Consider the following 12629-nt stretch of genomic DNA (forward strand, 5'->3'; position numbering starts at 1 on the left):
GGCAAGGTAAATGTTTTGCAGGTGCCGCAACATGGCAAGAAAATGCCCAGTAAGCAATTATTGAATCAACTCAACCCTGAAGCTTTGATAGTCTCTTCCGATAAATCAATCGCAAATGTTTATTCCACAGCTGCTTCCGGTGCAATCGAGATTGTGAGTGATGGAAAAAAGTATAAAGTAAGTGGGTTTCTTAAGCAATAGCGAGATGAAAGTTTTAATTCTTTATTCATTGCATTATTGAAGACGGATTTTCCAATGTTTCTTTTAACTTAGCTAAAAATTTGGCGCCATAAGCGCCATCTACAACACGATGGTCTAAAGAAATATTAACTTTCATCAGCCAGCAAGCAACTATTTTCCCTTCCCGTACCTGCGGAACTTCTTTAATTTTACCCACAGCCAGAATACCCACCTGTGGCGGATTAATTATTGCAGTAAATTGGTCAATACCATACATTCCAAGATTGGAAATAGTGAAAGTACCGCCAGAAAAATCTTTTTCATCAAATTTACCTGTTTTTCCTTTTGCTTGTAAGTTTTTTATTTCATCAGCAAGCTCAAAAAGAGCTTTCTTGTTCGGTTCTTTTATTACCGGAACCATAAGTTTATCGTCTATCATCATGGCAATGCCGATATTGATTTTTTTATGCATTTTTATTTTTTCAGCTTCAAAAGTGGAATTGATTAACGGAAAACTTTCCAAAACTTTAGCCGCCGCTTTTACTACCACATCATTATAAGAATATTTTTTATCCGACCCCTCGCGCAGTTTAACAATATTATCCAGAGCTATCTCTATCTGAAGATAATAATGCGGGGCATCGTGCTTGCTCTGTGAAAGACGCTGAGCAATTGTCTTACGGATACCTGTCAATGGGACTATTTCAACATCACTTTCTGCGCCGACTGCTGATTTTTGACTGCTTTCTGCGTCAATTACATCTTTTTCAATGATTCTACCGCCGGGCCCTGTGCCTTTTATTTTGGAAAGGTCGATATCTTTTTCCTTAGCAAGTTTTTTCGCTACCGGTGAAGCTTTTGTCTCTTTTTCATTCTCTGGTTTCTGTTCTACGCTTCCTGTTTCTTTCGGTATTTCTTCATCCATTGTATCAGCAACATAAGCCACCGTTTGAATTACTGGTATTTTTCTTTCATTATCCGCCGGAAAAATAATTTTTTTTATAAAACCGCTTGCCGGCGATTCTGCTTCAAATGTCGCTTTATCAGTGGTCACTTCAAATAACGCTTCACCTTTCTCAACCTTTTCACCTTCCTGCTTTAGCCATTTAGTAAGTATCCCGTCTTCCATTGTTTCACCAAGTTTCGGCATTACAAGCTTTGTAATCATTAAATTAGCTCCTTTACTGCTTTAATGATATCTTCTTTCTGAGGCACTGCCAATTTCTCCAGATTTGGCGCCTTTGGCATAGGCACGTCTGCACCGCATAATCTTTTTATTGGTGCATCAAGGTAATCAAACCCTTCCTCCATTATTTTCATGCCTATTTCTGCACCTACTCCTCCTGTCTTACACGCTTCATGTACAATTAACACCTTATGCGTTTTTTTGACTGACTCCAATATAGTATCGGTATCAAGCGGCAATAATGTTCTCGGGTCAATGACCTCGCAACTTATTCCTTCTTTTTGCAGTTCTTCCGCAGCTTCCAATGACCTGAGCAATGACCTTGAATATGCGATAACCGTAATATCTTTCCCCTCTTTTTTTACATCTGCTTTACCTATCGGTACAGTATATTCAGTTTCTGGAATTAATCCCTTTGTATTGTAAAGCATTTTGTGTTCAATGTACATTACTGGATTATCTTCCCTGATTGCTGATTTCAGTAATCCTTTTGCATCATACGGCGTAGCTGGCATAACTACTTTTATTCCCGGAATATGAACAAACCAGGCCTCAAGACTCTGGGAATGATGAGCACCCAAAGTCCTGCCGGCGCCTCCTTCAGTCCGGACAACCAGGGGCACCTTGCATTTTCCGCCGAACATATATCTGATCTTTGCTACCTGGTTATTTAACTGGTCCATGGCAATTCCCATAAAATCCACATACATTATTTCAACCACAGGTCTGGTTCCGGTAAGCGCGGCACCCAAGCCGGCACCGACTATCGCGGCTTCTGAAATTGCAGTATCCCTTACTCTTTCTTCGCCGAATTTCTCGTATAATCCGCGGGTCACGCCGTATGCTCCGCCGTAAATTGCGACATCTTCTCCCATGACAAACACCGACGGGTCCCTTTTCATCTCCTCTTCCAGCGCTTCATTTATCGCTTTCCAATACTGCACTTCATGCATATTTTTCCCTCTCAGGATATTCATCCTGACCGGGAGTTAATCTCCCGGCTCTTTTTAAATATTTTTATTTGCGCTCGCCTCAGCGAGAGGGCTGAATTTTATGAAGCCCTCTAAACATATAAATCTTCATACAATGCTTCTGGTTCTGGTAAGGGACTTTCAATAGCAAATTTTGTTGCTTCCTCTATCTCTTTATTTACTTCTTTTTCAATAGCATCAATTTCTTCCCGGGTAAGAATTTTTGCCTGTTCCAATTTTCTTGAAAAACTTAAAATACAATCCTTTTCTTTCCAGAATTTCTCCTCTTCTTTTGTCCTGTATACTCTTGGATCACTTCTTGAATGGCCATAATACCTATAAGTACTACAAACAATTAATGACGGCCCTTTGCCTTCGCGGGCATATTTTGCGTACTTTGAAACAACATCCTTCACTGCCAATATATCCATACCGTCAACATGTTCTGAAGGCATAGCATAAGGGACTGCTTTTTTTGCTAAATCTTCAACTGCTGACGCTCTTTTGACTGAAACACTCATACCATATAAATTATTTTCACAAATATAAATCACAGGTAATTTCCACACACCAGCCATATTTAGTGATTCATGAAATATACCCTGATTAGTTGCGCCGTCACCAAAAAAACACAATACTACTTGATTTGTCTTGCGGATTTTAATCGACAAACCAGCGCCAGTTGCCATCCCAAACCCGCCGCCGACAACTCCATTGGCACCTAAATTACCAGTAGATACATCGGCAAGATGAAGTGAACCGCCTTTACCTTTACAACATCCTGTTTTTTTACCGAGTATCTCCGCCATAAGTTCCGGTAATTTCCCGCCTTTGGCAATACAATGTCCGTGTCCGCGATGAGTAGAAGTTATCAGGTCCTCCGGATTAATTGCTGCCATTGAACCGACAGCCACTGCTTCTTCGCCGGCATAAAGGTGAGAACCTCCTTCAGCAATATTTTTTGCCAATAAGTCCATAATTTTATCTTCGAACTGTCTTATCTCCATCATCTGTCGCAGGTGCTTTACTGCTTCTTTTTTTGTTATTTTGATTTCTGGCATTCCGTCCTCCGTTATAAATAATTTATTTTTTTTAAATAGGAATAGAGGTTATTTTTAACCTGCCATTCTTTAATAATATCAAACGCCTTACCGGTTAAAACTAAAATTTCTTGTTTCATTTTTTCATCGTCAACATCTTTCCACAAGTTCTCAAGAACCGAAAGAGCTTGCGATTTATCAGGTGAAGACAATAAAAGCCCTGCAGCAACACCGATAATATATCTCTTGGGAACAACACCTGCTGCAAGCGAATTGCGAATTACGCCGATAAACCGGTCATTCCATGAAAGTTTTCTATCCGGGTCGCGGATTATCCTGTCTATTGAATCGTATAAAAACGGATTAATTATCCGCTGACATAATTGAACAACGAACGCTTCATAACCCTTAGGCGTTGCATCTTCTTCCTTTGTATAGCTATATTTCTTTTTAAACCAGAATCCGGTTTCTTCCCGTAATGCATCAACACCTATATAACCAAAATCAGGGTCTCCTGCATAATCAGACATGTAAATGTAACCTTTTAATTTTCCGACAAATCCCAAAAGTGCGTGAACTGCATTATGACCGAAAAGTTTCTGTTCTTCATAGATGTTAATATGGTTTGTCGCGAAAAATCTTTTAAACCCGGTTTCATAATGATACTTTTTAGAAAATTTGCATTTTTCGATTATTATTTTGTCAAAGTCCTCTACAAGGAACGCCTCTTTACCGGCTTCGGTTAATAGTGCAAGCTTGTGCCTTTTTATAAACTCCGGGGCACTGTGGAAACCACCCATTCTTGCGATGACTGTATCCGAAAATTTTACCCAGGAAGGTATTTTGCCTGAAGGAAAAACAAGTTTTTTAAGCAGTACTGCCGCTTCAATTTGGTTTTCAGAAGCATAAACTATTACCGGACTGGTTTCTTTTTTCCGGGCAAGCCCTTCCTTTAATAGCTGGGCAACACCGCCTTTTTCATAAAGCGATGCGCTCGGCACTGCAGTAACAATATCGTTTGCGTCTTCGATATAATCAAGAATTTTCTTGCGCTCTTCAGGATTAGTTGGATTGTATATTTGTACGGGACCCACTGTTACAGGTACTATTCTGTCAAAATATGCGATGTTTAAGGAGTAATAATTATTATTATTTCTTATAGCCCGAACTTTTGCATCATCCACTTCAGCAATAACAACTTTCAATCCTGCAAGGTTTGCATAATATCCCCACAAACCCAGTTGAATTGCACCGCCCCCGATACCAACAAATATTTTTTGTTCTTTCATTTCAGGTTCTTCTCTAAAAATTCAGCTTCTTTTTCTCTTGTCCATTCATCTTTCACTTCTAACGGTTTATCTGCTTTTGCATGAGGATAAACTATTGCCTTACCATCAATTTTAGCCTGGTTGACAAGATTCAAAAATTCAACAGCATTATTAAGATCACCAACTAACTTAATATAAGTACCAACCTGCAAATCCCCGCTATTAATCATGTTAAGGGTTTTTACAGTATCTCCCCAGTTGCCCCCGCTTGAACCGGTAATTATTGATTCATCATAATGGACTTTGCGCATATCAACCGGAATAATTGCATCTTCTATTTTCAACCCGCCGAAAGAATTAACCACGCTCCCCTTGCCTGTAATTTTCAGCGCTTCTTTCTGCGCAATACCTGAACCGCTAGCTTCAATTATATCATCTCCGTAGTTCTGTCCACTGATTTTCTGGATGACATTTTTTGTATCATCTTTACCTGCAACTACACAGTGAAGATCAATGCCTTTTTTCTTTGCGCGGGGCGTAATATATTTTTCAATCCACTGAAACCTATCCTCCCTGATATCAAGAACAATTATTTTTCTGGGTGAATAACTGAGCGCTGACTCAATATGAAAACGACCCATAACTCCTGCGCCGAAAATTACAGTTACCCCGCCTTTGAGTAACCCTTTCATCGGAACCCGGTTGCCTGTTTCGGCATTGAAGGTCAGGTGCACGTGGTGGTCCTGCGATGAAACCACACATGAGAGCGGTTCGGAAAGCGAAACTTCGTAATAACCCATACTTTGCGAAGGTATTTTTAAAAGGCAGTTTGCTTCAAGAACTTCTTCCTGAACAAGCATATACTGGCTAAGATGTCCGCCGAGCGTATAACCCACTGCAGTTTTCTTCATAGCTTCCACATTGCGGTAACGTTCCCTGTGGTTGATAGGTGGACAGTCCACTGCCGGTTGAATACAAAGTCTTTCTCCAACTTTATATTTCTTAACCAGATTTTTACCCACCTTAACTGCGGTAACTGAACCCTCATCGCCGGGAGTTATCGGATATTTTTCAATATCCCAGCCATTAACAAATGTATGTTCCGGCCCCTGGCTAAGAAGTTTCATGGTTGACGGACATATAGTACACGCATCTACACGCACAAGTAGCTGGTTATCGTTTGGCTGGGGAATATCAACTTCTCCTAATTTAAGATTTTCAAGCCCAGTTTGTGACATTAAAACTGCTTTCATTTTTTTTGGAATTATTATGTTCTCTTCAATATTTCCGTATATCTGAAATTTGTTCTGCATTTCCGCATCCTCCTAAACTATAGATAAACAAATTTTGGGCCTGTATTTTCAAACTTTCTTTTGATTTTAGCATCTACCCCTGAATCAGAAATAACCATATCTATTTTTGATAGTGGCGCAACATGAGCAAATGAAACTATGCCAAGCTTGCTGTGATCTGTAACAACTATTTTTTCTCGTGAAATTTCAAGAAATATCTTTTTCATTGAAGCCTCTTCTCCATAGATCTCGGTTAATCCTTTTTCCCAGTGAATTCCAGTCGTTCCAAGAAAAACTTTATCTGCATTGAATTTTTTTATATCTTCTACGGCTGACGGCCCGTATATTGAAAAAGTTTCAGGCAGAATATACCCGCCAATCAAAATATGCCGTATGTCTTTATTTGATGAAAGTTCAACCGCAGCTTTCAGAGAATTAGTTATAACAGTAATGTTTTTTCTGTTTTTTAAAAGAGAAGCAATCCAATAATTAGTTGTTCCTGTATCAAGAATAATTACATCCTTTTCTTTTATCATAGATACAGCATACTTTGCAATTTGTATTTTTTCTTGATGAAATTTTTTTAGCCTTTTTTCAAAAGATATTTCTTCTAATACTCTATCTTTTGCTATAGCGCCGCCATGTGACCTGCGTATCATGCCCTTTCTATTAAGTTCTGTCAGATCACGCCTAATAGTAGGAATAGACACATTAAGCTCTTTTGCCAGGCTGTGTATTGTAACCCTTCCTTTGTCACTGATGAATTGCGTTATTAGATTTTGTCTTTCTTCTTGAAATAATCTCATAAGAGTTATTTTGATTGATATTGATTGTTTATGATTGATTTTATCATATAAATTATAATTTGTCAATAGGGTTTTTTAACCTATTATTTGCGAAAACAGGGCTTTTCCTTTAATTTGGTCTCCGGAGTTTATAGGGGTTCAGCGAAGGGGGAGCCAATGGAGGACGCGCTGGATTTTTTTATCCCAATAACCCCATTCATGCGTTCCGGGCTCTTCTTCATAGGTATAATCAAGAGGGAGGCGCTTGCAGTGATCGCGGAATTTTTTATTATCTTCATAAAGGAAATCTTTAGTTCCGCAGCATTGGTAAAGTTTTGGCTTGGGTCCTTTAGATTTCGCTAATTTATCCGCCAGAAAGAAAAGATTACTATTACTTTTTTTAAAATTCGGCCTGACACCGAAAACATTTGTCATGTCCTCTTTACTAATTCGAGCGCCTATTTTCTCAACATCCATAGATCCGGAAAGGCTGGCTGCAGCGGCGAACTTATCCGGGAAATTAAGAGCGAGCTTAAACGCTCCGTAGCCGCCCATAGAAATGCCTGCCGCAAAGTTTTCATTCCGTTTTACCGATAAAGGGAATAATGACCTGGCAATTTTTGGCAATTCCTCGCTGATGAATGTCCAATATTTCGCGCCATGAGCCATATCGGTATAAAAACTCCTGTTGACAGCCGGCATCACCACGGCAAGCCCCAGAGATTCTACATAACGCTCAATAGAAGTCCTTCTTGTCCAAGCTGTATGGTCATCAGATAATCCATGGAGGAGATAAAGTGCCGGGTGCTTTTTTGTCGTTTGCGGCAGTATAACGTACATGGACGTGGAAATTTGTAAAACTTCTGAAAAAAAACCACAATGAATTAGCGCCATTTTAAAGTTTCTCCTTATAACTATTTGCATTTGAAAAAAATATAAGTTTTTTCATATGATATAATAGGGATTTAGATCATATGCAATATGAATCCCTGTTTTTGGTTTAAAGTATTTTATATTTTCATTGAGCATGTTTAAATATTCAGTATCAAGCTTCAATAATATATGCCTGCGGTGTTCTCCGCGTAAAAGCGGATGGGGCGGTTCTTCAGGCCCCAGCAGGGTAACCTGATCCTGCACTTTATCTTCAAGGAAATTATACAATCTTTGCGCTTCTTCTTCAACTTTTGTTTTTTCTTTCCCGCGGATAATTACATTTATTAATTCCTTAAACGGCGGGTATCCCAGGTCTTCGCGCAATTCCAATTCATTTTTATAAAAGCCTTTCCAGTTAAGTTTGGCAAGCCAGGCAAACATATAGTTCTTTTTATCAGCAGTTTGCATCATAAACATGCCCGTTTTGTCCAGCAGGCCGGCTAATTTATATAAAACCTGAAAAGCCTTTTCGCTGGCCCGGTAATCCTGCTGGTAGATCAGGTGGTCAATATTGTAAAGGCCCACAAATGACAATTTCCGCGCGGATAAAGATTTTATTTTTTGCAGTATGGGAAGGATTATATGCGTGCCAATCAGTATATCTACCTTACCCGACTTGATCTCATTGAGAATTTTAAGCAAGTCGTCATTGCTTTTTATAGTATCCTGGTCTGCGCGGATAATATTTGCCTGGGGAAGAAGTATTTTTAAAGTAGATTCAACTCTTTCTGAGCCGATCCCGACAAATTTGATCCAGACGCTCTTGCAAATCAGGCATTTGTCTTTAAATTCGTATTTCAAACTGCAGTAGTGGCACTTGAGCTGTTCACTTTGTGGAGTTTTGGTATGGTAAGAAAGGGGGATACCGCATTTCGCGCAGCGCATAATTGTTTTGCAGCTGCGGCAGAACACCATGGTCGAGTACCCGCGCCGGTTCATAAAAATCAGGGAAAGTTCATTTTTCAACCGCCGCGACTGCAATTCATTGTTCATCTCATTAGTGATTGACTGGTCGCCTTTACTGATACTAACAACTTTTATTTCCGGCAAGTTCTCCTGCGATGTTTTTTTATCTGACAGAAGCGTGCACTTTTTTGTATTAATATTATGGTAAGTGTTAATTGAAACCAGCTCGCTGCCGAGAATAACCGAGCCACTATTGATTTTTGCGTATTCCGCTGCGGTTCTTATGGCGTCATATAAAGGTTTTTGCGGATTTTTATAAGATTGGTCGGTTTCATCGTCCACAATTATCAATTTAGGGTTTTTGAAAGGCATAAAAAGCGCTGAACGGGTACCCACAATGATTTTTAATTTTCCGGAGCTGGCGCCGAACCAGGTATCATGTTTTTGCCTTTCAGAAAGGTAGCTATGCCAGGCGCCCGCAATAGCGCCGAATTTTTCCTGTAATTTCGCTTTTACTTCTTCAACAAGAATAATTTCCGGTACTAATAGAAGGCAGTCGCCGAACTGCAAAGTTTGCGCTATGGTATCAATATAAAAAGAAATTCTTTCCGGCTGGTTTAAACTGCTTATCGCGAAAGCGCTATGCCGGTTCTCTTTAATAGCGGAAACAATCTTACTCTGGATTTTTGCCCCCGAAGGGGTCTCAGGGACATATTTATTTATAATGGTTTCTTCCGGTTGATTGGGATCAGTAATGTATTTTGAAGCAGGTTTGAAGGATGTCGAAAAAATGCAGTCTAAAGCTTCGCCCAATGAGCAAACGTAAGTAAAGGACATCCAAAAGGCCAGTTTAAGAAGGTTTTCTGTTATGACAGGATAAGGGTCGGGCAGGCTGTAAATTTCTTTAATTCCCTTGAAATTGCATTCTTCCGTCAGATTTATTACATAACCCGTAACTTTTTTGGGGCCGAACGGAACGCTGACCCGCATGCCGGGAAAAACTTTTCCTGATAAGTGTGCCGGTATTTGGTAAGAAAAAGTTCTTTCTAATGGCAGGGGTAAAGCTACTTGCGCAAACATAGGTTTATTTTAAGCCCAATTCTTTTTTTAACATTTTCATATCGTGCCAGGTGTCTACTTTAAGAGCCGGGTTTCTAAGCAATGCTGACGGGTGGTACATAGGCAGGAGTTTGCTTCCCTTGTAATTCTGGAACTTTCCGCGGAGCCTGGATATTCCTTCAAAAGTATTAAGCAAAGCCGATGTTGACGAATTTCCCAGGGTTACCAGGACGGCCGGGTTAATAATTTCGATCTGTTTCTCCAGATAGGGCATGCAGCTTTCCATTTCTTCTTTTGACGGCGGCCGGTCATTGCCTCTGGCATCAGGTGTGTCCGGATTTATCATAGGATGGCATTTTACGATATTGGCAATAAATACTTCTTCGCGTTTCAATCCGATGGATTCAATTATTTTCGTGAGAAGCTGTCCCGCTCTGCCGATAAACGGCCTTCCTGCCCTGTCTTCATCGTAACCCGGGCCTTCGCCTATAAATATTACTTTTGCATCGCTGCTGCCTTCGCCGAATACGGTTTTTATCCTGGATTTGCACAGCGTGCATTTTTTACAGCCGCTTACTTCTTTTTCAAGTTTCAGTAATTTATCGGATTTGCTCTTGTCTATTTTTAAAGGCGGATTCGAGGGGTTAACCTTGCTTGCAAATATGACGTCTGTATAGCCTAAAAACTTTTCCTCTTTGAGGGACCGCTGCGCGAGTTTGACGATTTTAAGAAATTCTTTTTTTCTGTCCATATATGGTTTTTATCTTATTCCAGATTATTTGAGCGAATTTTTCCTTTGTCATGACCGGTATTTTTTCAACTTCTCCTGACCTGAATATGAAATAACCCTGGCTTTTATTATTGCCGATACTTGAAGAAGGATTGGCGATAATCAAGTCCAGGTTTTCTGCTTTTAGTTTCTTTAATGTGTTTTTGACTAAATCCTTTGTTTCCAAAGCAAAACCTATAAAAACTTTATCGCTGTTTTTATAGGACGCTGAAATATGATGAAGGATATTTTCCGTAGGCACCAATCTAATCTTCATTTCTTTTTTATTGCCTTTTTTGATTTTGTTTTTATTGAACTTTACCGGCCTGAAATCGCATACTGCGGCACAAAAAATTATTATATCTGACTGCGCGCTTAATTTCATCGCCTGGGCAAACATCTGCCCGGTTGTTTCGACAGGGACAATCAATGTGTTTTCGGGCCGGGGCAGGGTTACCGGGCCGCTGATTAAAGTGACGCCAGCATCGTCTTTTACTGCGCAATCTGCAATAGAATAAGCGGTCTTTCCGCTGGATGCATTGGAAATAAACCTTACCGGGTCAATATATTCTCTTGTAGGCCCAGCAGTAATTAATACGCTCGGTTTTTTCATTTGATTTTCTTTGAGGAGTTATTTTTTGAGAACTGAAATTATTTTGTTTAAAATAGTGTCCACTGCGGCAAGCCTGCCTATTCCTTCAACGCCACAGGCAAGCTCTCCGGTCTCCGGGCCCACGAATTTATAGCCGAATCCTGAAAGTTTTTCTGCGTTTTCTTTGTTGGCAGGATGATTCCACATATTGGCGTTCATGGCAGGGCAAATAATTACCGGCGCTTTGCTTGCCAAAACTACGCTGGAAAGCAATTCATCAGCCAGGCCATTAGCTAACCTTGATATTGTGGCAGCAGTGGCAGGAGCGATTACAATCAAATCGGCCCAATCGGCAAGCGATATATGCTCCGGTTTCCATTCAGGAAGATTCAATTCAAACATATCGGAATAAACCGTGTTGTTTGAGAGCGTCTGCAAAGTCAAAGGAGTAATGAACTGCTTGGCTGAAGGGGTTAATATGCACTTGACGTCAATCCCTTTTTCTTTCAGTTTACGAACCAGTCCGCATATTTTGTAGGCGGCAATACTTCCGCATACACCCACTAAAACCTTTTTTGTATTATTTGCTTTTTGATTTTTCATCTTTTATTTCTTTTCTCGGGTATTTCTTATTAGGTGTATTCAACGATTCAACTACCGGAGGAAGCTTTGCTAACGCTTCAAGCGAAACTTTTCCGGAATAGACGTCTCTCATGGCTATATCCATCTGTTCGTCAAACGGAAGATTTTTAAATTCTTCCTTGTTTTTAATCTCATGCGCCCATCTTGCTATTAACGGTATTATTTTATACCTTTCCAGTTTTGTGTTTAACATCAATTCTGCTAACAGCACTTCCTTTACTTTCGGTTCTGATGACAATGTGTTGTACCTCCATTTGAAAATTTCAATTCTTGCTCTTCCGTGACTTTATTATAGCAATTATTTGAGCTACTGCGTTATTTAATTTATCATTTACTACCACATGATTATAATTTTTAGCATAAGCCATCTCTTTTTGAGCGTTTTTAAGCCGTAGTTTTATGGTTTCCTCGTTGTCCTGAGCCCTGTTGACCAGCCTTTGTTCGAGTGCTTTTTTTGAGGGGGGGGCAACAAATATAAACAAACCGTCCTTAAAAATGCGCCTGATTTTTTCTCCGCCTTGGACATCTATTATCAGCATTATATTTTTGCCTTTATTTATCGTGTCGATAAGCCGTTTTTTCGGGGTGCCGTAATAGTGCCCGTGCACAAGCGCCCATTCGGCAAACTCTTTTTTGGAAATCATGGATTTAAACTTTTGTTCCGAGACAAAGAAATAATCTTTGCCGTTTTTTTCCAGGGGCCTGGGTTTGCGGGTTGTAACCGATACGGAAACTATTGTGTTCTTTAATTTTTTAAGCGCTTCTTTGCATAGGGTGGTCTTTCCTGCGCCGGAGGGAGCTGATATAACGATTATGAGGCCTTTTTTTATTGATTTTAATGTTTTTGTTTTCATTTTATAAGGAAATTTTCCGAACTTGGAGGCAAGTTATTGTCAGTATTTATATCTAATTATCAGAGGAAAGTCAAACAAATTAACTCCCCTCAATCACCTCTTTTAAAAAGCGGGGAAGTTAAAGAGGGACAGTGCTATATCGATAAACCGGA

At 39.8% G+C, this 12629-nt stretch carries 14 protein-coding genes; 1 reads left to right on the forward strand and 13 read right to left on the reverse strand.

Annotated elements, in window-relative coordinates:
- Positions 1-201 (forward strand): hypothetical protein (locus KKH91_00340; GenBank protein MBU0951265.1); only part of this gene is annotated, 201 nt, incomplete at its 5' end.
- A 25-nt stretch (positions 202-226) separates the two neighbouring features.
- Here KKH91_00340 and KKH91_00345 read toward each other — a convergent pair.
- The 13 genes from KKH91_00345 to gmk all read right to left on the reverse strand — a co-directional run bounded on the left by KKH91_00345 (position 227) and on the right by gmk (position 12477).
- Positions 227-1348, reverse strand: coding sequence for a 2-oxo acid dehydrogenase subunit E2 (locus KKH91_00345; protein ID MBU0951266.1), 1122 nt, complete (start codon positions 1346-1348; stop codon positions 227-229).
- Positions 1348-2319, reverse strand: coding sequence for an alpha-ketoacid dehydrogenase subunit beta (locus KKH91_00350; GenBank protein MBU0951267.1), 972 nt, complete (start codon positions 2317-2319; stop codon positions 1348-1350). Before KKH91_00350 ends, KKH91_00345 begins: the two co-directional genes overlap by 1 nt.
- Positions 2320-2429: 110 nt before the next feature.
- Complete coding sequence (locus KKH91_00355; protein ID MBU0951268.1) at positions 2430-3347, reverse strand: thiamine pyrophosphate-dependent dehydrogenase E1 component subunit alpha; 918 nt, start codon at positions 3345-3347, stop codon at positions 2430-2432.
- A 62-nt stretch (positions 3348-3409) separates the two neighbouring features.
- Positions 3410-4666 (reverse strand): hypothetical protein, encoded by a 1257-nt coding sequence (locus KKH91_00360; protein ID MBU0951269.1) that lies wholly within the window; start codon positions 4664-4666, stop codon positions 3410-3412.
- The gene (locus KKH91_00365; protein MBU0951270.1) at positions 4663-5958 is read right to left on the reverse strand and encodes an alcohol dehydrogenase catalytic domain-containing protein; all 1296 of its coding nucleotides are present in this window, start codon (positions 5956-5958) and stop codon (positions 4663-4665) included. The genes KKH91_00360 and KKH91_00365 overlap by 4 nt, the downstream gene beginning before the upstream one ends.
- 17 nt (positions 5959-5975) lie before the next feature.
- Entirely contained in the window at positions 5976-6743 is a 768-nt protein-coding gene (locus KKH91_00370; GenBank protein MBU0951271.1) for a DeoR/GlpR family DNA-binding transcription regulator, read from the reverse strand.
- Positions 6744-6881: 138 nt separating this feature from the next.
- Positions 6882-7616 carry an esterase family protein gene (locus KKH91_00375; protein MBU0951272.1) on the reverse strand — a complete coding sequence of 245 codons (735 nt, stop codon included), beginning with the start codon at positions 7614-7616 and terminating at the stop codon, positions 6882-6884.
- A gap of 51 nt (positions 7617-7667) precedes the next feature.
- Positions 7668-9641, reverse strand: coding sequence for a primosomal protein N' (gene priA, locus KKH91_00380; GenBank protein MBU0951273.1), 1974 nt, complete (start codon positions 9639-9641; stop codon positions 7668-7670).
- Between the two features lie 4 nt (positions 9642-9645).
- On the reverse strand, positions 9646-10371 hold the full coding sequence (locus KKH91_00385; protein MBU0951274.1) for a uracil-DNA glycosylase: 726 nt from the start codon (positions 10369-10371) through the stop codon (positions 9646-9648).
- Positions 10346-11002 carry a hypothetical protein gene (locus tag KKH91_00390; protein MBU0951275.1) on the reverse strand — a complete coding sequence of 219 codons (657 nt, stop codon included), beginning with the start codon at positions 11000-11002 and terminating at the stop codon, positions 10346-10348. Before KKH91_00390 ends, KKH91_00385 begins: the two co-directional genes overlap by 26 nt.
- Before the next feature lie 18 nt (positions 11003-11020).
- Positions 11021-11584 carry a phosphopantothenoylcysteine decarboxylase gene (locus KKH91_00395; protein MBU0951276.1) on the reverse strand — a complete coding sequence of 188 codons (564 nt, stop codon included), beginning with the start codon at positions 11582-11584 and terminating at the stop codon, positions 11021-11023.
- Positions 11562-11861 (reverse strand): hypothetical protein, encoded by a 300-nt coding sequence (locus tag KKH91_00400; protein MBU0951277.1) that lies wholly within the window; start codon positions 11859-11861, stop codon positions 11562-11564. Before KKH91_00400 ends, KKH91_00395 begins: the two co-directional genes overlap by 23 nt.
- Before the next feature lie 25 nt (positions 11862-11886).
- Positions 11887-12477 carry a guanylate kinase gene (gene gmk, locus KKH91_00405; protein ID MBU0951278.1) on the reverse strand — a complete coding sequence of 197 codons (591 nt, stop codon included), beginning with the start codon at positions 12475-12477 and terminating at the stop codon, positions 11887-11889.
- Positions 12478-12629: the final 152 nt, after the last annotated feature.

The organism is Elusimicrobiota bacterium, from assembly GCA_018816525.1.
Classification (GTDB): Bacteria; Elusimicrobiota; Endomicrobiia; order CG1-02-37-114; family XYA2-FULL-39-19; genus OXYB2-FULL-48-7.